Raw genomic sequence first — 18,734 nt, forward strand, 5'->3', positions numbered from 1 at the left:
AAGGCAGCGTACGTTCGACGAGAGCGCGGAGACTGCTGAACCTCGTCAAGGCGAGGGACCTGCGGACCAAACCAACCGGCCGCCCGGAAGTTTGATTAGGATGCGGCGTGCCCTTGCCCACCCTCATCGTCGTCAGCGGGCCGCCGGGCTCCGGCAAGACCACGTTGGCGCACGAGATCGCCCGTGCCGTCGGCTGCCCCGCGATCTGCCGCGACGAGATCAAGGAAGGCATGGTGCATGCCAACCCTGGGTTTACGCCGTGCCCGGGCGATCCCCTGACGATGCGGACGCTGAGCACGTTCTTCGACGTTCTCCGGTTGCTGCTCAGCGCGGGTGCCACCGTGGTCGCGGAGGCGGCGTTCCAGGACCGGGTGTGGCGGCAGGGCCTCGAACCCCTCACCGGCCTCGCCGAGGTTCGCATCATCCAGTGCGTGGTTGACGCCGAGGTGGCGTACGCGCGGATCACCCGGCGGATCGAGGACAATCCCGTCCGCAAAGCGCACGTTGACGAGGGTCTGAAGCTCGCGGGCCGGGTCGAGCGCCACAACGCCTTCGTTCACCTCTCGCTTCCCGTCCCTACGATGCGGGTCGAAGCGACCGACGGCTATCAACCTGGGCTTGCCGACATCGTGGCGTTCATCAACAAACAGCGCCCGGCAGGTGAGCCACGTCGCTCGGCACCGACCCAGGTGCTGCGCCTAGGTGAGTCGTGAGAGCAGGGACGTGAAGCGCTCCCACGCGACCTCGGCCTGGTCGAGTTGGTCCACCGCGGCCTCCGGACCAGAATCTCTCGGCCACCGCGCCGACGAACATCGCATAGCTGAACGCGTCGCCCAGGCATGCTCCGCCTCGACGAGGGAGGGTTCGAGCGGCTTGCCGGCGAGGCCTTCCCGCGTACGAACGTACGCCGCGAAGCCTGCAGAGCCAGCGCCCAGCGCGACGTCGAGCATCGCCGGGCCGATCCGTGCGCTCCCCCAGTCGACCAGCCGGGGCGCTTGGCCGTCGCTGGGAACGAGCACATTGAGACCGTAGACATCGCCGTGTAGCAAGGTGGCCGGGAAGAGCTGGAGCCCTACCAGCATGCGCTCGTCGTACGCCCAACGTTGGACGTGCTGCGTCAGAAGGCGCCCCTATCGCCGGCAGGGGCGACGCCTTGTCGCGCGTTGTGTTTCTTCGTCCGGCCGGCGCATTGCCCACTCAAGCGGCAGCGCAGCGAACCACATCACGTCGCAGCGCTTGCCCTGCCAAACGCCGTGTGCGCGCATCGTTCCCTCATACTCAAACCCGGCTCGGCGAGCCACAGCGACTGAATCCTCATTCCCCGCGACGATCGTCAGGAAGACGCGAGCTGCTCCTACGTCGAACAGCCAGCGCGTGAGCAGGATCGCCGCTCGAGTCGCACAGCCGCGCCCTCTCGCATTTGGTGCGATCCAGTAACCGAACTGTGCTACGTCCTCTTTGGTCCAGTCGTCGACGCCACAGCAGCCGACCAGTTCGCCGGATCTCGTGTCCAGGATTGCGAACGCAACACCAGAGGGTGTCCCAGTCGCAGCAAACGCACGCCAGTTCAACGCGAATTGGTCGATGACGGCCTCAGCGTCCGGGATCGAGAGCGGCGGAGTCGGGTGTCCTTGCCGGTCGTGGCTACCGTTATAGCGCCGGATCGCTGGGTCGGCGTTTGCTTCTGCCATGAACCAGGCGTCATCTCTCGACCAAGGCCGCAGGGTGACCAGGCCGTCGGAGAGCGTTACGACTGGACTTTCGCCAGGCATGTGACCATCTTGCCACCGCGCCGGACCCGGTGTCCCGGGGTGCCCATGATCGGTTGACCACGGGCTGCCGGCCTCTTGAAGCTGGCCTCGGCAACCTGGATCGGGCCTCGCCGGTCTGCCCCGGAAGTGCCGATCCAGGCGCCCGCGTCTTGCGCCGCGGCGTTCCGTAAGAGGAACGTCAACCGTCGAAACCTGGGCGGGCACGACTGCGACCATGCGGGTGTACGCAAGGGATCCCTCAACGGACGGGGCCCGTCGACGGCGGCCAGTCCCTCCGCCGGCCGGAAGTCGTAGTCGAGATGAGTGCCCTCGTTGCGTGTTTCCTCAGCTGGGAACCATCTCCCTGACAAGAGGTGTCAGGGAGATGCGTTAGCTTCACCGTCGGGGTGTTGAACCGGACGCCCGAGACGGTCCGCTTGGCCCTGCTGATCCGCTGGGCCATGGTCGCCTCCGGCACGAGGTAGGCCTGCGCGATCTCACGCGTGGTCAGGCCGCCGGCCGCGCGCAGGGACGGGTGCGCGCACAGGAAGTACAGCTGGAGCGTGTCGTCCACCGCCTCGACCGGGCCGGGCATGGGTTCGCCCTCGACGCGTACCTCGCGGTGCCGTCGAGAGGTATCGGCGCGGTCGGCGTCGAGAAACTTGCGCCAGGCCACGGTGACCAGCCAGCCCGTGGGGTCCCGCGGTGGGTCGTCCGGCCACACGCGCACGGCCTCGACCAGGGCGTCCTGCACGGCATCCTCGGCCGCCGCGAAGTCGGCTCCGCGGCGGCCGAGGACACCGATCACCGCGGGTACGAGGTCCCGCAGCAGCGGCTCGTTCACTCGGTGACCGTGGGCGAGTCGGCCCAAAACGGCCGAACCTCCAGCCATTCGTAGATCGGCTTGCCACCGGCCCCCGGGGCCGCCGACAGCTCTCCCGCCAGCTGTACCGCGCGGTCCCACGACTCCACGTCGATGACGTACCACCCGGCGATCAGGTCCTTGGCCTCGACGAACGGCCCGTCGGTCACCGGTGGCCGCCCCTCGCCGTCGTACCGCACGAACGCACCGTCCGGCGCCAGCGCCTGGGTGTCGACGAACTCGCCCGTCTCCTCCAGCCGGGTCGCGAAGTCGCGCATGAACTGCACGTGCGCGTCTACCTCGTCCGGCGTCCACTGGTCCATCGGCGCCCAGTCCACGGCGGGGGCCGGGCCACCCCGGTAGTGCTTGAGCAGCAGATACTTGGCCATCATGTTCTCCTTACGCGTACGGCCCATTCTGGCCGTGTTCACTCCGGGGACGGAGCCGCGAGCGGGTTCTCGACATCCCACCGGGACATTTTCTGGCGGACTTCACAGACTCCGTGTGCCGCGGTGGGGTTGAGGCGTGGGTGATCCACCCAACGCGAGCGACCCCGCGCCGCTCAGCTGTGATGACGTTCCTCCCGCTGCCGGACCAGCTCCTCGACCGCGCTCGGCAGAGTCGTCTCGAAGTCGATCAGCTTCACCCACGTCGGGGTCACGACGATCCGGACCATGCCGTCGTGGTAGAGCGAACGTACCTCCGCCTCCCAGCCGACCCGTTGCTCGGGCGTCATCTCGTAGGTGCTGGTCGCCTGGAGATACTCGTCGGGGATGCCACCGACGAAGTCCAGCTCTGCCCGGCCGCGGATGAGCAAGATCTTGGGTGGGTGCACCTCGGTGTCGATCGTCAGGGCAACCGTCGGGTTGTTGCGTAGGGCCGGGAGCTTCGGGGCGTTCTTCGAAGTGCACATGACGATCTCCGAGCCGTTCCAGGCGAACGCGATCGGGACATTGCGGGGTGTGCCGTCCTTGGCGATGTAGGCCAAGCGGGTCAGGTCGCGGGCCAACATTTCCTGGCTGATCGGTCGGTTCAGAACCTCGGTGATCTCGTTCGGTTGCACGGTGCCTCCCGTTGTCGTTCCTTGGTCCGCCTAGCGGATCGTTCTGGTTGGTCGTAGGCCGGCCGGGATGGGCCGTCAGCTGAGCTGCTCGGCCAGCGCGACGATGATCCCCTCGGGGCCGCGGACGTAACAGAGCCGGTAGCTGTCCTGGTACTGCGCCACCTCTCCGACGAGTTCCGCGCCGTGGGCTCGCAGGCCGGCGACAGTGGCGTCGATGTCGTCGACGGCGAACATGACGCGATGCATGCCCAGCGTGTTGTGCGGCGGGTTATGCGGTCTGGCGCCGATCGCCGCGGGGGTGTGGTATTTCGCCAGCTCGAGCCGGCCGTGGCCGTCTGGGGTCCGCATCATCGCGATGTCGCAGCGGACGCCGTCGAGTCCGACGGTGCGGTCCGCCCAGGGACCCTCGATCTGCGCTTTGCCCTCCAGCTCCATGCCGAGTTCTCCGAAGAACGCAATGGCAGCCTCAAGGTCGTCGACGACAATGCCGACGTTGTCCATCCGTTGAATCGTCATGGTGGTTCTCCTTCTTCGTCGCGCGGCCCGTCGCGGCCACTGATGTACCTAGGACGGAGCCAGCGCCACATTCTCGACAGCCGGAAGTGCTGAGTTTTAGAACCTGCTTCTGACCGTCACCCTGGGGCGCCACACCGCCGAACGAGAACCCGCACGCACGCAAGCCGATCCGCTATCGGACGCGCTCCGGCCCTGCCAGGCGGGACGATCAGAAGAGGGTGTCGCGGACGCGCAGCGGCCGGTACCCGGTGGTGTGCTCATGAACGCTCACCCTGGCAGGGGCATCCGAACCGTGGTTGGCGTTGTCTCCCCGCCCCGCGGCTCGCTATCGCCAATGAGCGTTCGGTTGTTCCCGGTGGGCCGTGTACGTCCATGCTGGGTCGCTCGTGTCGCTGGGCGGCGTCGGTGTGGTGATGATGCCCTCGAGGGCCGTACGTGCGGACTGGAGCTGGTCGATGGCGGCGCTGAGCCGATCGCGCTCCTGCGCGAGGCCGGTGCGCAGCTCCGGGCAGCCGGGCGCCAGTCCGTCGTCGCTGTCGAGTATGCACGGAAGGATCTCGGCGATGGTGGATGTGCCCAGACCAGCCGCGAGCAGGATCCGGATACGCCGGACCGTCTCGACGTCTGTGTCGGCGTACTCCCGATAACCGCTCGCACGGCGCGATGGGCGGAGGAGCCCCTGCTCCTCGTAGTAACGCAACGCCCGCTGGCTGACTCCCGTCCGGCGGGACAGCTCCCCGATCCGCACTGAGTTCCTCTCGTCGCGGCTTGACTCTCACGTCAACGTGAAGCTTTAGCTTAGCCAGCATGACACCTCAGCAAGCTACGCGTGATGACCGGGCGCCCGTGACGGTTCTGGGCCTGGGACCGATGGGCCGAGCTTTGGCCGGCGCGTTCCTTACGAACGGACACCGCACGACTGTGTGGAACCGCACCGCAAGCAAGGCGGACGCCCTCGTCGCGAAAAGCGCCATCCGCGCCGCGACGGCCGCCGAGGCTGTCGCAGCGAGCGACCTGGTGATCGTCTGCGTGCTCGACCAGGACGCCGTACGCACGATCGTCGAGCAGGCGGCCGAGAGCCTGAAGGGTCGGACACTGGTCAATCTCACGACAGGAACGCCGGAACAGGCCCGTGCGATGGCCACCTGGGCGGCCGAGCGGGGCGTCGACTACCTCGATGGTGCGATCGTGACGCCGGCGATCGGAACGCCGGCCGCCAGGCTCTTCTACAGCGGCCCCGAGGATCTCTACGAGGCGCACCGGTCGACCCTGGCCAGCCTCGGCGGAACCCACACCCACCTCGGCACCGATGCCGCCCGCGCGGCGGCGTACGACGTATCGCTGCTCGATCTCTTCTGGACCGCGGCGACTGGCTATCTGCACGCTCTCGCGTTGGCGGACGCGCAAGGCATCGCGGCGAAGGACCTCACCGTCGACGCCCAGGGAATCGTGGGACTCGTGCGGGACCTCATCCCGGTGCTCGCCGACCAGGTGGAGAGTCGTCGCTATCCCGGTGATGGTTCGAACCTCGTCTCCGCGGCGGCTGGCATCGACCACATCATCGACGCCACGAAGGCGAGCGGGCTTGACGCCGGTGTGCTGTCGGCCGCGAGGGTGGCCGTACTGCGGGCGATCGAGGCGGGCCACGGCGACGACAGCTTCGCGCGGGTCGTTGAGATGTTCGGCTCGGCTCAGGAGACGGTCTCGATGCCGAGTTCGTAAGCACGCACAGTGTCGACGAGACGTCCTCCTCACGTCCCGGCGAGGGCGGCTCGCAGTTCGTCGGTCACCGTGTGCAGGCAGCTGCCGAAACTCGCACGCCCTTCGGCCTCGAGCCAGTGCCGGAAGGCGTTCTGAAAGGCCACCGTGGCGAGCTGCGCGACCAGTTCGGCCGTCCCGGCGTTCACCTGACGTTGCTTCAGGGCGTCGCGGATCGCGGCGGTGATCGCGGCGGTCTTGGTCCGTTCGCGCTCCTGCAACTCGGGGCTGGCGTCGATCACCGCCCGGCGCTCCGTCGCGCCGTCCACGCGCTCGACGAGCTCGGCACCGACTCGCGCCAGCGCGTCGAGGACGGCGGCGAGCGGGGCCGCGTTCGGGTCTGCCGTCAGGACTGCCTCCGCCAGCGCCGGGGCAGGCGCTCTGAGCCGGCGAACAGGACCTCGCGCTTGTCCGGGAAGTAGCGGAAGTAGGAGCGCCGGGTGAGTCCGGCCCGCTCGGCGATATGGGTCACCGTCACGTTGTCGTAGCCGCGCTCCAGATACAGCTCCAGAGCCGCCCGCTTCAGGCGCTCCTCGGCACCCGGTGACCGCGCGACTGGCCGCGCGGGGACTGAAGGTCGTGCCGGTCGGGCGCAGCCGGGAGCGGATGGTCGCCGCCGGGGCCGAAGCCGGTCTGCCTGGGGACGCGAAGGTCGTCGTCGCCGACTCGGCTGAGCGGATCGCGGACGAGATCGTCCGGGAGCGCCCGCGGTTGTGGTGAACACGATGGGCGCCTTCGCCGCCACGGCACCGGTGATCGCCCGAGCCTGCATGCCCGGCGGCCACTACGTCGACCGGGCCAACGACGTGGTCGCCGTGGAGGGGCTGCTCGCCCTGCACGACGAAGCGGTGCGGGCGGGCAGCACCCTGGTCACCGGCGCCGGATTCGGCGTGCTGGCGACGGAGGCGGTGGTAGCGAAGCTGTGCGAAGGCCGGCCCACGCCGCACCGGGTGCGGGTCGACGCCGTGGCCTCGGTGGCCGTCGAGGCGGGCGTGCTCGGTACCGCCTTGGCGGCCAGCATCGTGGACGTGCTCACCGCCGGCGGACGGCGCATATCGCCGACCAATGCAAACCGGACACGGCCCCGGGCGGCGGTACGAGAACGGGCGGCTGATGACGTCGCGCCTCGGGGCGGACCCGCAGCAACTCACCTTCCCGGACGGGGAGTCGGCGAAGTCGGCAGGTGTCGCGTCCGGCGAGCTCGTCGCGGCGCATGCGGTGAGCGGAGCGCCGTTCGTCACCGCCACTTCCGCTCTCGTGCCGACCGCTCCGCTGATACGTGGCCTGCTCCCGCTGCTCGGCCGCCTGCTGTCCGTTCCGGCGCTGCGACGCCTCGCCGTCGACCGGCTCGGCCGGGTCCCGGTGAAGGCCGCACCCCGTCCGCGCAAGCACTCCTGGGGCACGCCGTCGTCGAGTGGGCGGACGGCACCCGGCACGAGGGATGGCTCCGCGCCGGCGACGGCATGGACTTCACGGCCGACATCACCGCCACCGTCACCGAACTGCTGGCCCGTGGCGTCGGCAGGCCCGGGTCCTGGACACCGGCAGCCGCCCTCGGAACGGACCTGGCGACAACCGCAGGCAGCACCTTCATACTGGACTGAGCAGCGCCGATCTTCGCGGCGGCCCGCTCACGATCAGCACGCGCATACCTGACGCCTAAGCAGCACGGCATATCGCCGACCAATGCAAACCGGACACGGCCCCGGGCACAGTGACCGTTCAACGAGCTCCGGGCCAACCGCATGATCTACAACACCACGGTGGACCTGACCAACCTTGTCAACGAGCGGGTCGTGGACGGGCACCCCGTGCGCCACTTGACGACGCTCTGGCCGTGGCGCGCCACCAGCGGCGCGACGCCAGCGCGGCCAGGCCGGCGCCAGCAGTGTTGAGCAGTACGTCGTCCACAGAGGACACCCGGTCCAGCCGCAGGACGTACTGCGCGGTTTCGACCAGGGCCGAGCAGCCCGCCGCGAGCGCCAGGATCCGCGGCATGGACGCCAGTGCCGTGAACCGGATCGGAGCGAAGAACCCCAGCGCCGCGAACACCAGCAGGTTGCCGACGACCTGGCCCGTCGCGGTCACCGGGTCGCCTGCGAGGATCGTGAGCAGGTCCCGCAGCGGTACCAGGTTCACCCGACCGGGGACGGCGCCGGCCCGGCCGCCCGGCAACATGATCATCCATACCCACGGCACTGTCCCGTAGACGATGCCGACCTCGGCCAGCGACGTACGCCACGCCCACACCGGCGTGGTGCCGGTGACACTCCGACGGCGTGCCAGAGCCCACACCGCCAGCGCGGCCAACGGCAGAACGGCCACCGCGATGAGTGCCACGCCAGTGAACGTACCCACCCAGCCGTGCCACCCCTTGATGATCACGCTACCTCCGCTTCCGCCCGACCGCGAAATCTACCCGCAGGTCAGAACGATTTCTTCGATGTCCCAACAGATGTGACGGTTGTCCATCTGTACCCCGCACAGTGTTGGATGCGGTGGAGTTCCTGAAGGCCAACCGGCGCCGGGGCGGTGTAAGCGCCAGCCGATGGTGCCCTGCGCGTGCCCGGCACTGTCCATTTTCACGGACCTTTCCCAATCGACAAACCGACAGTTGCGGGTCTACCGGCGACCGCCTATCGGCAACCGAATGCCCACGCCTCCATGGAAGACGGAAGACTGTTGCGGCGGCGTATGCGATTTTCAATACGCCCGCGATACACGGAGTCCCCGGCATCAAGGAACTGGCGCAAGCTGGCGGTGAGATGGTCCTGCCGCTGGTGATCGCGACAGCCCAGCTACTGCAGGTGCTGGACGACTCGTCCGTGAACATCGCACAGCCGAGCATCCAGGACGAGCTCGCCGTCACGCCCGCACATTTGCCTGGACCCGTGAACGCCTAGTACTACAGCCGTAGATCGCGCTCTTGGCTAGTCCCCTTGTGGGTAAGGGATCTGGGGCGTGGAGTGCTGGTGCGTGACGTTGGGACCGCGGAGCGTCAGGAGCTGCCGAGCAGCGCCCGCACGATGGTTCCGTCCGGGCCGCTGTGCACGGTGACATCGCCGTTCTCGATATCCCAAAGGACGTTTTGCAGGACCCGGCCAAGGGTCCAGCCCAGTGCACGTTGCCGTTCAAGGCCGAGCACCTCGGTCATCAGGTCGAAGCGGCGGCGTACCGCCCTCGACACGTCACCGGAGGCGACGACCTCGTCCCACCGGTTGTGCAGCGCCGGCAGGAGTTCGAACCCCGGATCACCGGCGAGCGGTTTGGGATCGATGGCGAGCCAAGGCTCGCGCTGATCGGAAGGGTGCGGGGCCAGCACGTTGTAGAAGTGGAGGTCCCAGTGCAGGAGCCGGTCTCCGGGTTCGGTGAGGAGTTCCCTGACCGCGCCCGCGCAGTCCTCGACCAGTCGCCGACCGGACGGATCAGTCAAGAGTGTCAGCGCGGACGGAACGCGGTCGAGCATGTCTGCAGCGATGTCGGCCAGGTGGCGCAGCTCCGCCGGCGCGGGGACCGTGCACAAGCGGGCCAGGAGCTCGGACAGGATCTGAACGGCCGCCAGGTCGTCGCCGACTGCTGCGAGCGAGCGATCGGCGTTCAGGCGTTCCAGCAGCATCGCGCCAGAGTCGGGGTCGTGTTCCAGCAGGCGTACAGCTCCGTTGCCGTCCCACGTACGCAGGGCGATCGGCTCGCCGCAGGTCTCCTCATCAACGGGTTGGAGTTTGAGGACGGCCGGAGATCCATCCGTACGCAGAACTGGAAGCACGAGCGCGACCGCCCCACACATCGGTGGCCCATCAGGACGCAACCCCCAGCGATCCAGGCAGTCGGCGGCCAGCTCCGGCAGCGCGGCGACCCAGCCTCGGCCACGGTCACCGAAGTACTTGCGGTGCGAGGCGGCCAGCTCAGTAGGGACGTCGACTTGAGTACGAGGGCTCATGATCCTCCGTCAGTCCCGCGCCGAGCAGCATGGCAAGAGCGTCGCCGCGTTCGGTGCGGCGGTAGAACACACTACGGCCGGTCCTGGCACCGGTGACGACGCCGGAGTCGCGGAGCACAGCCAGGTGGGCGCTGACCGTACCAAGGGAGACGCCAAGAGATCGGCATGCTGATGGACAACCATGTCTTGGTCGGCGAGCCGTCCAGCACGTCAGTGTGCGGAATGCTCACGGCACTCCTTTGCCCACCCTCTCCCCCACGACGCAGCTCAGCAGGACCCGGACGACCACCTCTCCCACTGGTTCGGCAAGCCCACCAACTGATTTTCGCCCGAGCAACCGAAAAGGCACGTAAGGAGGATCGAACGGCCAGCAGCAACCGACCATCAGAAGGCTGGAGGCAGCATCAGCCGTGGTGCTCTGGCGCCAGGGTCGGCCTACGAGGAGGGTTAGCCACCGAGTGGCGGCCGGAAGACGGCGGAAGAGCACCACGGAGTGGATCGGCGCAGGCGCCCGCGCGTTCGTCGAACGACGGGAGGTGGGCGACTTGGCCCTCATCGGGCTCGTCCGCGTCAGCAGCAGAAGACTCAGCGGCAGCACGACGCGTTGGCCTCCTCCGCGACCAGGTCGCGCGGCGCCTTCTCCCCGACCACCGGGAACAGCAACCTACGCACGGTCCCCTCAGGCTTCAGGCCTTTGACAGTGGCTGGCTGGCGCGCCCGTCAGGCAGGGCCCATCATGCCCGTCGCACGCTTACAAGTTCCCTGATAACAGTCGCATGCAGGTCCTCTCCTCCTTGCCCCGCGCGCCGACCCTGCAACACGGCAAGACCGGCAACGACAATCAGGGCCGCGTGCGACTGTTATCATTTGTGCTGTGAGCACCTCTCCAGACGATCGCGTGTTGGCCGTGCTGCCGGATCTGTTGGCTGAGCTCAGCCAACAGAGCTCCAGGTCAACGGTGGCGCAGCGCGAGTGGGCGTTGATGAGCGCGTTGGAGTTCCACGCCGGCGGGAAGAACCCGCTGCAGATGGCACGGGTCAAGATCCGTGATCTCATCTCCCCCGAGGCGATCAGCCAGGTTCTGGCGGCCGCAGAGGCCGGCAAGCTGCGGGCCCGCGCCGCACCGGTCCCCAGCCGACCCGGCGAATCTCTGGCAGCACGGAATGCCCGTATCGCCTCGTTCCGGTGGCTGGCCAAACAAGTCGGGATCCGTCTGCCGCGCAACCTGACGGCCGAGGTGCCGCTTCGCCCGGCCGAACGTGATCAGCTGGCCCAGATCCGCCTCGCGGTCGACGAGCTCGCCGCGGACCGCACCGACCTGTACCGAGTCCGGTCCGCATCAGTGCTGGTCGCGCTGTACGCAACAGGCTGGTCGACCACCAATCTGTGCGCCACGGCGGTCGACGACCTGGGCTCCAGCCACGGCCACTGGCACATCCGGGTCGATCCGCTCGACCCACTCCCGGAGACGTGGTCGCAGCCTGATGGTGCCGACTGGGCGGAGGCCAAGATCCCCGATTGGGGTGTGCCGGCACTGACTGCATGGCTCCAGCTGCGCACGAAGTTGGTCGAACGGCTCGACGGCAGTGACCCGAAGGCGCTGTGGCTGTCGGCGGTCACCAACCGACCCGACGTTCCCCCGGGCATGCCGTTGAAGCCTCGAGGAATGGTCCGGTCCCACCTCAAGGCATGCGGATGGCTGTGGGCGCACGATCCGAACTGCACCCTGGCGCCGTCGCTGGAGACGCTGCGCCGCGCTGTCCACATCCATCGCTTCGGTGTCCGGTTTTCCGACAACGGAGAAGCCGTCGGCCTCATGAAGTGAAACGTGACATGATCTTCGCGCGGGCAGCCAGGTCAAGTCACCTCACGTAACGCGCGCGAAACGGCCGTGGGCCAGGCGGCGTTGCACCCACAGCCGAGCGCCGTGACACACCTGGTCGGTCTAACGTGTCGCAGCGACACGGAGACCCTGTTCATCCTCGCGACCCCCACGCCGCAGGGGATCGTCGTGTACGAGGCGACGAAACAGATCGAGCGAGTTGGCTGCTCGTCGCCGGGCGCCCGTGCTGTCACCGCTGGCATTCGCCGGCGCGCAGTTGGTAGGCGCGGAGTTAAGGAACTCTGAGCCTCCCTCAGCGACCCGCGGGCACGATGCGTTTCAGCTCGGGAACGATGCCGGCGATGAGATCCAGGGACTCCTCGTCCCACGGATAGGGCGTCTCGACGATCGCGTGATCGATACCCAACGCGGCGAGTTCGGCGAAGTGCTCGACGATTTCTGCCGGTGTATTCGTACCCCCTCGGCCGTCACGCGAGGGCGAAACATGACTTGTGACGGTCTTCTCGATCTCGGCGTACGGTCGGCCAACATTCTCGCAGTGACGCGCGAGGACGTCGAGCTTGTGTTTGAGGACATCCGGACCGGTAGGAATATGGGCGGTCCCTGGCGGAGCATCGAAAAGGTTGCAGGCATCGGCGTACTCCGCCACCAGCCGCAGGGTCTTGCGTTCCCCCTGTCCGCCAATCAGGATCGGCGGGCGAGGATCCTGCAGAGTGTTGGGATTGTTGATCGGATTTTCCAGGAGGTAATGCTGACCCTGGAACTGTGTGGTGTCGCCCGCCCACATCTGCCGTGCGATCCGTAGCGTCTCTTCGAGCCGCTCATAACGCTCAGCCGTCGGCGGAAATGGTATGCCGAGGCCTTTCGACTCGAAGTCGTTCCACGCCGCGCCGAGCCCGAGCCACGCGCGACCGCCGGAGAGTACGTCGAGGGTGGTGACGGTCTTGACGAGGACGCCCGGATGCCGGTACGGCGTCGCCGTCACGAGCACGCCGAGCCGGATCCGTTCGGTCTGCCCCGCGACGTACGCCAGCGTGGTGTAGCACTCGAGCATGTCCGCCTCGGCCGGACCGTTGATCGAGATCTGGAACAGATGGTCCATCGTCCAGAGCGTGTGGAATCCCGCCTGGTCGGCGATCCTGGCGATCCTGGACACCCGCGGTCCGAGCGTCCGTGATCCGTCGGGCCAGGAGAAGTTCGTCACCGCAATGCTGAGCCGCATATGACCTCTCATTGAAATTAGCTGGCTAACGTTGTCCGCCTAACACTAGCCGGCTGTCGGGAGTTTTGGTAGCGCTTCAACTCCACCCGCGGGGCGGGCCCGCCGCCGCCCGTTCGCCCGGCCTGATGAAAATTGCTGGTCACGCAATATTGCCTGTCACGCACGTTTGGCCTAAGGTTCTGGTGTGGAAACGACGGAGACCTCCAGCATGGGCTTGCGGGAGCGGAAGAAATGGGAGACTCGGCAGGCTCTGAGTTGGGCAGCGGTCCGGCTCGCAGTCGAGCGTGGCCTGAACAACGTCCTGGTCGAGGACATCGCCGCCGAGGTTGGCGTATCACCACGTACCTTCAACAACTATTTCTCCAGCAAGGCCGAGGCGATCAGCGCGCGGCACCTGGATAGGGGGCGGCAGATCGCCGCGGCGCTACGGGCTCGACCAGCTGACGAGTCCTTGTGGGAGGCCATCACCCACGTCGCTGTCTCGCACGCGGGCCCGGATGACCAGCGTCCTGATCCCGAGTGGACCGCCGGCGTGCGGCTCATGACCAGCGAACCCTCCGTCCAAGGTGAGTTCATGAAGGCCAGCGCGGCAGCCGAGTCGGAGTTGGCTGTGGCCATCGCCGAGCGAATCGGCGCCGACGCTGAGCGGGACATGTATCCGGGACTCGTCGCCGCCGCCGTTGGCGCCGCCACCCAAGTCGCGATCCAGCACTGGCTACGGTCAGATCCACCCGTTCCGCTCACGCCACTGCTCCGTGACGCACTCGACCAGATCGCGGCGGGATTGCCTCAACCGCCCACCGGTTGACGACCGGCGTTATCTGGCGCATTCACATTCCTGACACACACCTGGCCTGAGCCCATTTGTGGGTTCGCCTTGCCATGCCTTCTTCCTTGCCGTTCAGAATTGTGGAGGAGAATTCGATGAAAGACGTCGTCATCATCGGCGGAGGACCCAACGGCCTGCTGATGGCCTGCGAGCTCTCTTTGGCTGGCGCGCGCGCCGTTGTCCTCGAACAGCTACCTGAGCCCGCCACCCGGCCGAAAGCGAATGGGCTGGTCGGCCGGGTGGTCTAAGCACTGGACTATCGAGGTTTCCACGAACGCTTCAGCGGTCAGAAGAGGCCTCCCGCACCGGTCCCCCACTTTCCCTTCGGTGCTCTCACTCTCGACATGTCGGGCCTGGAAACGCATTCGCTGTACGCGTTACCCATTCCGCAATGCCGGATGGAGGAGATACTCGAACAACGAGCCCACGAACTCGGAGTGGATATCCGGCGTGGGCACGAGATGGTTGCGCTCCGCCAGGACGCCGATGCCGTGATCGTCGACGTCGCCTCGCCGGCTGGAAGCTACCAGTTGACCAGCAGGTTCCTTGTCGGCGCCGACGGTGGCTCGAGTGCGGTCCGCAAGCTGTCCGGCATCGGGTTCCCCGGCATCACGGACGACAGCTTCGTCGGCCGGACTGGGCAGGTTGCCATTCCGCCCCCGGTGAGTGATCCCGAGACCGGCGAACTTGACGTTCCCGGCCTGGGGCGACTGCGGCCGGCGAGCTTCACCCGGACAGAGAACGGCCTCTTCGCGTATGGCATGTTCCAGCCCGGTGTCTATCGGGTCGCTGTCTTCGAATGGGACCAGCCGAAACTCGACGACAGTGATTCGATCACGATCGATGAACTCCGGGAGGCGGTACGCCGGGTGCTTGGGAGTGATATTCCGATTGCCGAACTCCCGGCTGGCATTCCGGTGGTCATGAGCCGCTCGACCAGCAGTAACTCCAGGCAGGCTGACCGTTATCGGGCTGGTCGCGTCTTCCTCGTGGGCGACGCCGCGCATGTTCATTCCGGCGTCGGTGGCCCAGGACTGAACCTGGGAATGCAAGACGTGATGAACCTGGCGTGGAAGCTCGCCGCCGAACTCGCGGGACATGCGCCAGAAGGCCTCCTCGATACGTACGAAATCGAACGTCGTCCGGTGGGCGAGCGGGTCATCATGCATACCCGGGCGCAAACCGCACTGCTGTCGCCGGGCGCGTACATCACCGCGTTACGGCAGCTCCTAGGTGAGCTCCTGCACGAGAAGAACAACGTTCAACACCTCTCAGACCTCCTGTCGGGCGCGGACGTTCACTACGACATGCGCACCGAAGGCGAGGCGCATCCGCTCACGGGGCGCTGGATGCCCGATCTGGCGCTGGAGAGCGAGGGTGGACCCACCAGGATCGCCGAACTGATGCGTTCGGCGCGGCCATTGCTTCTGGATCTGGCTAATCGCGCCGACCTGAGGAAGGTTGTGGCCGACTGGACAGACCGGGTGGACGTAGTGGCCGCTGACAGCGTCGAGCAGCTCGCTGACGTCGTGTTGATCCGCCCCGATGGTTATGTCGCGTGGGCTGCCGGGCCGGAGACCTCCGACGCGACCGACGGGCTCCGGCACGCGTTGACAACGTGGTTCGGCCCGCCTGTCTGAGGGTTAAAGTGGGCGCGATGAGGCTGGTCAAAGATGCGATCTACGCTCTCTACACGCGGAGGCTGCTCAGGCAGCTACGCGGCGCGCCGATTCCGCGACACGTCGCCATGGTCATGGACGGCAACCGGCGTTGGGCCCGCCAGATGGGCTTCGACAATGTCAGCATCGGGCATAGGTACGGCGCCGAGCACATCGAGGAGGTGCTCGCGTGGTGTTCGACTGTCGGCATCCGCCAGGTGACGATCTTCGCGGCCTCCACGGACAACCTCAGGAAACGCGCCTCACCGGAGATCGCGTTCCTCATGGAGGTGATCGAACGTGCGGTCACCGAACGCCTGGCTCATCCCTCAGGAGACTGGCGAATCCAGATCGCTGGCCGCCTCGATCTCCTTCCCGACTCCACCGCACACGCGCTCAAGCTGGCCCAGGATTCCACCCGCGACAACGACACTGACCAGCTGCTCACGATCGCGATCGGGTACGACGGGCGGGAGGAGATCGTGGCGGCAGTGCGTTCGTTACTCGACCAGGAAGCCCGAGCGGGCGTGGCGATCGAGCAACTGGCAGAGGCGCTCAGCCCCGAGCAGATTGGCCGGCACCTCTACACCGGGGACCAGCCCGATCCTGACCTCGTCATTCGTACCAGCGGCGAAGTCCGGATGTCGGGATTCCTGCTCTGGCAGGCGGCGTTCTCCGAACTCCACTTCTGCGACGTCTACTGGCCGGGCTTCCGATACCTCGACTTCCTGCGGGCGCTGCGTTCCTACGCCGACCGGCAGCGGGCCAGACAGTAGGAACGCAATGCCCGCAGGAGGTTTACGCGTCCCTCCCGCTCAGCAGCAGCGCGCCGGCGCCCAGCCCCACCAGGAGGTACGCCACGGTCACCGCCAGCGCGGTCGATGGCGACAGGACTCCCTGAGCGGACGGGTAGTCCGCGATTTGTCCGGCAAGGTTGGGCAGGAGAACCGAACCCACCCGGTCGTTCCACGGTGCGGGCAGGAAACGCACGAGGAGCGGAACCACGAACAGCAACCCGCAGACAGCCGCGATCGCACCAGCGGTTGACCGCAGGATGGTGCCCACACCAAGCCCGACAAGGGCGATCACCATCACCGACAGGCCGGAGGTCAGCAGCATCGGGATCTCGTCCGCCGCCGGCGTCGTGTAGCCCGGCGGGATGGGCCGGTCACCGACGATCCCGCGGCAGATCACGAACGTCGCGAACACCATGCCGAGCCCGACGATCAGTGCGGCCACTCCGACCACGATCGCCTTGCCTGCCAGCAGGCCGGCTCGCCTCGGCACGCTCACGAGGCTGCTACGGATCAGGCCGGTGGCGTACTCCGACGTGATCGCGAGGGCTCCGAGCACCGCGAGGCACAGCTGGACGAGGGGCAGGATCATCTGCTCGGTGGGCGGGCCCTGGAACCTGACGCGGCGTTCGGGCGTGAGGCTGTCCCACCCCTGCACGCCCTGCCACGTCACCAGGGCGCCGAGGAGCACGGCCGCCGCGACCAGCGCGAAAACGTAGTACGTCGACCGGACCGCGCGGAGCTTCGTCCACTCCGACGAGAGCACGCCGAGCATTACACGTCCTTCCGGCTCAGCCGGATCGCGCCGGCTCCGAGGGCGAGGACGACGTAGCCGAGCATGACGCTTAGCGCTCCGAGCGGGGACAGCTCGGCGCCGTAGACGGAGTTGTCGTTGCCGGTGCCCGCGAGCTGGCCCGCGAGGGAGCCGAGCATCAACGATCCGATCCGGGCGTTCCACGGCGCGGGGAGGTTGACCGCGATCATCGGCACGACGTACCACAGGGCCACCACGGTGGCGATCGCCCCGGCGGCGGACCGCATGAGCGTGCCCAGTCCGAGTCCCACCAGCGCGAACACCGTCACCACCAGACTCATCGCGAGCAGCAGCGGGAGTTCCTCGGAAAACGTCGTTGACCACTGCCCCCGGATGGGCCGCCCGTCGATGATCAGTCGGCCGACCAGCGACGTGGCGCACACTGCCACCAGCCCGATGAGGAACGCGACCACGGTGACGACGCAGGCCTTGGCGAACAGCACCGAACGCCGTTTCGGCACCACGGTGAGCGTCGTCCGGATCAGGCCGCTGGAGTACTCCGACGTCACGGCGAGGACACCGAGCACCGCCAGGCACATCGAGGTGAGCTCCACGGTGATGGCTGGCAGCGGAGCAAGACCGAACTCCCCACGCCGCTCCGCGGACAGGCCGTCCCAGGTGACTACCGCGTACCACGCGAGCAGGCAGGCAAGGCCCACGCACCCGGCGACGATCGCCAGAATCCAGCCGGTCGACCGGACCGTTTTGAGCTTCCACCACTCGGCGGCGAGGACGTCGATCACCGGCTCACCCCCGGCATCGTCGCGGCGTACTCCACGCTGTCAGCGGTGAGTTCCATGTACGCCTCCTCCAGCGAGGCGCTTCGCGGGGTCACCTCGTGGACCGGGATGCCACGGGCCGCGGCAAGGTCTCCGATCGCAGCCACCTCCAGCCCACTGACCGACAGACCCCCGCTGGGATCGGCGGCCACGGTCGCACCGGCGGATTCGAGTACGCCGGTCAGCTCCTCCGCTCGCGGCGACCGCACCAGTACGCCCCTGCGGAAGCGGTCAGCCAGCTCCTGCACCGACGTGTCGGCGATCAGCCGCCCGCGCCCGATGATCACGAGCCGGTCGGCGGTCAACTCCATCTCGCTCATGAGATGGCTCGAGATGAGGACGGTCCGCCCCTCGGCGGCGAGCGAGCGCATCAACTCCCGGATCCACCGGACGCCGTCCGGGTCCAGCCCGTTGACTGGTTCGTCGAAGAGCAGTACGCCGGGATCGCCGAGCAGGGCCGCGGCGATGCCGAGGCGCTGCTTCATCCCGAGGGAGAATCCGCCGACCCGCTTGCGGGCCACGCCGGCAAGTCCCACCTGCTCGAGGACGGTGGTCACGCGGCTGGCTCCGATGCGGTTGGTACGTGCCAGGCAGCGCAGGTGGTTGAGCGCGGTACGCCCGCCGTGGACGGCGTTCGCGTCCAGCAGTGCACCCACGTCGCACATCGGCCGCCTCAGCTCGACGTACCGGCGGCTGTCGACGAGCGCTTCGCCCGAGGTGGGAGCGGCCAAGCCGAGGAGGACCCGCATGGTGGTCGACTTGCCGGCGCCGTTCGGGCCGAGGAAGCCCGTCACGCTGCCCGGCTTCACGGTGAACGTCAGGCCGTCAACGGCGGGGGTCGTCCCGTAGGTTTTGGTGAGTTCTCGTACTTCGATCATGCTGAGGGCACTCCTTTCGTCAGTCCC

At 67.4% G+C, this 18,734-nt stretch carries 25 protein-coding genes and 1 pseudogene; 10 read left to right on the forward strand and 16 right to left on the reverse strand.

Annotation, left to right across the window (positions count from 1 at the left end):
• Positions 1-107: 107 nt before the first annotated feature.
• Entirely contained in the window at positions 108-713 is a 606-nt protein-coding gene (locus tag B141_RS0118585) for a P-loop nucleotide/nucleoside kinase family protein (RefSeq protein ID WP_020576693.1), read from the forward strand.
• Here the strand turns inward: B141_RS0118585 and B141_RS0118590 are convergent.
• The 7 genes from B141_RS0118590 to B141_RS0118620 all read right to left on the reverse strand — a co-directional run bounded on the left by B141_RS0118590 (position 699) and on the right by B141_RS0118620 (position 4,940).
• A complete protein-coding gene (locus tag B141_RS0118590) occupies positions 699-1,121 on the reverse strand; it encodes a phosphotransferase (protein WP_272944087.1) in 423 nt (140 codons plus the stop codon). The genes B141_RS0118585 and B141_RS0118590 overlap by 15 nt on opposite strands.
• Positions 1,122-1,130: 9 nt before the next feature.
• Positions 1,131-1,772, reverse strand: coding sequence for a GNAT family N-acetyltransferase (locus B141_RS47575; RefSeq protein WP_157181103.1), 642 nt, complete (start codon positions 1,770-1,772; stop codon positions 1,131-1,133).
• 238 nt (positions 1,773-2,010) lie between these two features.
• Positions 2,011-2,595, reverse strand: a complete 585-nt coding sequence (locus B141_RS41415) for a sigma factor (protein ID WP_020576695.1) — start codon at positions 2,593-2,595, stop codon at positions 2,011-2,013.
• The gene (locus tag B141_RS0118605) at positions 2,592-3,005 is read right to left on the reverse strand and encodes a YciI family protein (RefSeq protein ID WP_237742727.1); all 414 of its coding nucleotides are present in this window, start codon (positions 3,003-3,005) and stop codon (positions 2,592-2,594) included. The genes B141_RS41415 and B141_RS0118605 overlap by 4 nt, the downstream gene beginning before the upstream one ends.
• A gap of 170 nt (positions 3,006-3,175) precedes the next feature.
• A complete protein-coding gene (locus B141_RS0118610) occupies positions 3,176-3,676 on the reverse strand; it encodes a pyridoxamine 5'-phosphate oxidase family protein (protein WP_020576697.1) in 501 nt (166 codons plus the stop codon).
• Positions 3,677-3,751: 75 nt separating this feature from the next.
• Positions 3,752-4,192, reverse strand: coding sequence for a VOC family protein (locus B141_RS0118615; protein WP_020576698.1), 441 nt, complete (start codon positions 4,190-4,192; stop codon positions 3,752-3,754).
• A 325-nt stretch (positions 4,193-4,517) separates the two neighbouring features.
• Positions 4,518-4,940, reverse strand: coding sequence for a MerR family transcriptional regulator (locus B141_RS0118620; protein WP_020576699.1), 423 nt, complete (start codon positions 4,938-4,940; stop codon positions 4,518-4,520).
• Between the two features lie 59 nt (positions 4,941-4,999).
• On the opposite strand from B141_RS0118620, the gene B141_RS0118625 reads away from it, so the two are divergent.
• Positions 5,000-5,914 (forward strand): NAD(P)-dependent oxidoreductase, encoded by a 915-nt coding sequence (locus B141_RS0118625; protein ID WP_026257351.1) that lies wholly within the window; start codon positions 5,000-5,002, stop codon positions 5,912-5,914.
• Positions 5,915-5,943: 29 nt separating this feature from the next.
• Here the strand turns inward: B141_RS0118625 and B141_RS50770 are convergent, their stop codons facing one another.
• Both B141_RS50770 and B141_RS51495 read right to left on the reverse strand, forming a co-directional pair.
• Entirely contained in the window at positions 5,944-6,219 is a 276-nt protein-coding gene (locus B141_RS50770; RefSeq protein WP_202805828.1) for an acyl-CoA-like ligand-binding transcription factor, read from the reverse strand.
• Positions 6,220-6,296: 77 nt separating this feature from the next.
• Positions 6,297-6,476 carry a helix-turn-helix domain-containing protein gene (locus B141_RS51495; protein ID WP_272944088.1) on the reverse strand — a complete coding sequence of 60 codons (180 nt, stop codon included), beginning with the start codon at positions 6,474-6,476 and terminating at the stop codon, positions 6,297-6,299.
• A gap of 17 nt (positions 6,477-6,493) precedes the next feature.
• Between B141_RS51495 and B141_RS51500 the strand changes: the two genes are divergently transcribed.
• Entirely contained in the window at positions 6,494-6,670 is a 177-nt protein-coding gene (locus B141_RS51500) for an SDR family oxidoreductase (RefSeq protein WP_237742729.1), read from the forward strand.
• A gap of 5 nt (positions 6,671-6,675) precedes the next feature.
• Positions 6,676-7,554 carry a saccharopine dehydrogenase family protein gene (locus B141_RS41425; RefSeq protein ID WP_157181104.1) on the forward strand — a complete coding sequence of 293 codons (879 nt, stop codon included), beginning with the start codon at positions 6,676-6,678 and terminating at the stop codon, positions 7,552-7,554.
• 178 nt (positions 7,555-7,732) lie between these two features.
• Here B141_RS41425 and B141_RS0118640 read toward each other — a convergent pair whose 3' ends face one another.
• A complete protein-coding gene (locus B141_RS0118640; protein WP_020576702.1) occupies positions 7,733-8,335 on the reverse strand; it encodes a VanZ family protein in 603 nt (200 codons plus the stop codon).
• 380 nt (positions 8,336-8,715) lie between these two features.
• Between B141_RS0118640 and B141_RS49415 the strand changes: the two genes are divergently transcribed.
• Positions 8,716-8,853: a hypothetical protein gene (locus B141_RS49415; RefSeq protein WP_020576703.1), complete on the forward strand. Its 138-nt coding sequence runs from the start codon at positions 8,716-8,718 to the stop codon at positions 8,851-8,853.
• A gap of 95 nt (positions 8,854-8,948) precedes the next feature.
• Here the strand turns inward: B141_RS49415 and B141_RS0118650 are convergent, their stop codons facing one another.
• On the reverse strand, positions 8,949-9,890 hold the full coding sequence (locus tag B141_RS0118650) for an aminoglycoside phosphotransferase family protein (protein ID WP_020576704.1): 942 nt from the start codon (positions 9,888-9,890) through the stop codon (positions 8,949-8,951).
• The gene (locus tag B141_RS52860; RefSeq protein ID WP_084678371.1) at positions 9,856-10,104 is read right to left on the reverse strand and encodes an ArsR/SmtB family transcription factor; all 249 of its coding nucleotides are present in this window, start codon (positions 10,102-10,104) and stop codon (positions 9,856-9,858) included. The genes B141_RS0118650 and B141_RS52860 overlap by 35 nt, the downstream gene beginning before the upstream one ends.
• A gap of 660 nt (positions 10,105-10,764) precedes the next feature.
• Here B141_RS52860 and B141_RS0118660 point away from each other — a divergent pair.
• A complete protein-coding gene (locus tag B141_RS0118660; RefSeq protein WP_157181105.1) occupies positions 10,765-11,715 on the forward strand; it encodes a hypothetical protein in 951 nt (316 codons plus the stop codon).
• A 310-nt stretch (positions 11,716-12,025) separates the two neighbouring features.
• On the opposite strand, the gene B141_RS0118665 is transcribed toward B141_RS0118660, so the two are convergent.
• Positions 12,026-12,955 (reverse strand): LLM class F420-dependent oxidoreductase, encoded by a 930-nt coding sequence (locus B141_RS0118665; RefSeq protein WP_020576707.1) that lies wholly within the window; start codon positions 12,953-12,955, stop codon positions 12,026-12,028.
• A 184-nt stretch (positions 12,956-13,139) separates the two neighbouring features.
• On the opposite strand from B141_RS0118665, the gene B141_RS0118670 reads away from it, so the two are divergent.
• The 4 genes and pseudogenes from B141_RS0118670 to uppS all read left to right on the forward strand — a co-directional run bounded on the left by B141_RS0118670 (position 13,140) and on the right by uppS (position 16,218).
• Entirely contained in the window at positions 13,140-13,763 is a 624-nt protein-coding gene (locus B141_RS0118670) for a TetR/AcrR family transcriptional regulator (protein ID WP_020576708.1), read from the forward strand.
• Between the two features lie 116 nt (positions 13,764-13,879).
• A pseudogene (locus tag B141_RS41430) lies at positions 13,880-14,941 on the forward strand (FAD-dependent monooxygenase); the annotation flags it as partial.
• A gap of 150 nt (positions 14,942-15,091) precedes the next feature.
• Positions 15,092-15,424 (forward strand): aromatic-ring hydroxylase C-terminal domain-containing protein, encoded by a 333-nt coding sequence (locus B141_RS52580; RefSeq protein WP_337587608.1) that lies wholly within the window; start codon positions 15,092-15,094, stop codon positions 15,422-15,424.
• Positions 15,425-15,441: 17 nt separating this feature from the next.
• A complete protein-coding gene (gene uppS / locus B141_RS0118680; protein ID WP_020576711.1) occupies positions 15,442-16,218 on the forward strand; it encodes a polyprenyl diphosphate synthase in 777 nt (258 codons plus the stop codon).
• 22 nt (positions 16,219-16,240) lie between these two features.
• On the opposite strand, the gene B141_RS0118685 is transcribed toward uppS, so the two are convergent.
• The 3 genes from B141_RS0118685 to B141_RS0118695 are packed head-to-tail and all read right to left on the reverse strand — an operon-like array spanning position 16,241 to position 18,707.
• On the reverse strand, positions 16,241-17,011 hold the full coding sequence (locus B141_RS0118685) for an ABC transporter permease (RefSeq protein ID WP_020576712.1): 771 nt from the start codon (positions 17,009-17,011) through the stop codon (positions 16,241-16,243).
• Positions 17,011-17,793, reverse strand: a complete 783-nt coding sequence (locus tag B141_RS0118690) for an ABC transporter permease (protein ID WP_020576713.1) — start codon at positions 17,791-17,793, stop codon at positions 17,011-17,013. Before B141_RS0118690 ends, B141_RS0118685 begins: the two co-directional genes overlap by 1 nt.
• Positions 17,790-18,707 carry an ABC transporter ATP-binding protein gene (locus B141_RS0118695; protein ID WP_020576714.1) on the reverse strand — a complete coding sequence of 306 codons (918 nt, stop codon included), beginning with the start codon at positions 18,705-18,707 and terminating at the stop codon, positions 17,790-17,792. The genes B141_RS0118690 and B141_RS0118695 overlap by 4 nt, the downstream gene beginning before the upstream one ends.
• Positions 18,708-18,734 lie beyond the last annotated feature (27 nt).

This window comes from Actinopolymorpha alba DSM 45243 (assembly GCF_000373925.1).
In the GTDB taxonomy this organism is placed as follows: domain Bacteria; phylum Actinomycetota; class Actinomycetes; order Propionibacteriales; family Actinopolymorphaceae; genus Actinopolymorpha; species Actinopolymorpha alba.

Bases quoted from the DNA above. Each gene is read 5' to 3' on its own strand.
- B141_RS47575 (WP_157181103.1), bottom strand. From the start codon at position 1,772: ATGCCTGGCGAAAGTCCAGTCGTAACGCTCTCCGACGGCCTGGTCACC.
- B141_RS0118605 (WP_237742727.1), bottom strand. From the start codon at position 3,005: ATGATGGCCAAGTATCTGCTGCTCAAGCACTACCGGGGTGGCCCGGCC.
- B141_RS0118615 (WP_020576698.1), bottom strand. From the start codon at position 4,192: ATGACGATTCAACGGATGGACAACGTCGGCATTGTCGTCGACGACCTT.
- B141_RS0118625 (WP_026257351.1), top strand. From the start codon at position 5,000: ATGACACCTCAGCAAGCTACGCGTGATGACCGGGCGCCCGTGACGGTT.
- B141_RS41425 (WP_157181104.1), top strand. From the start codon at position 6,676: ATGGGCGCCTTCGCCGCCACGGCACCGGTGATCGCCCGAGCCTGCATG.
- B141_RS49415 (WP_020576703.1), top strand. From the start codon at position 8,716: ATGGTCCTGCCGCTGGTGATCGCGACAGCCCAGCTACTGCAGGTGCTG.
- B141_RS0118650 (WP_020576704.1), bottom strand. From the start codon at position 9,890: ATGAGCCCTCGTACTCAAGTCGACGTCCCTACTGAGCTGGCCGCCTCG.
- B141_RS0118665 (WP_020576707.1), bottom strand. From the start codon at position 12,955: ATGCGGCTCAGCATTGCGGTGACGAACTTCTCCTGGCCCGACGGATCA.
- B141_RS52580 (WP_337587608.1), top strand. From the start codon at position 15,092: ATGCGCACCGAAGGCGAGGCGCATCCGCTCACGGGGCGCTGGATGCCC.
- uppS (WP_020576711.1), top strand. From the start codon at position 15,442: ATGAGGCTGGTCAAAGATGCGATCTACGCTCTCTACACGCGGAGGCTG.
- B141_RS0118685 (WP_020576712.1), bottom strand. From the start codon at position 17,011: ATGCTCGGCGTGCTCTCGTCGGAGTGGACGAAGCTCCGCGCGGTCCGG.
- B141_RS0118695 (WP_020576714.1), bottom strand. From the start codon at position 18,707: ATGATCGAAGTACGAGAACTCACCAAAACCTACGGGACGACCCCCGCC.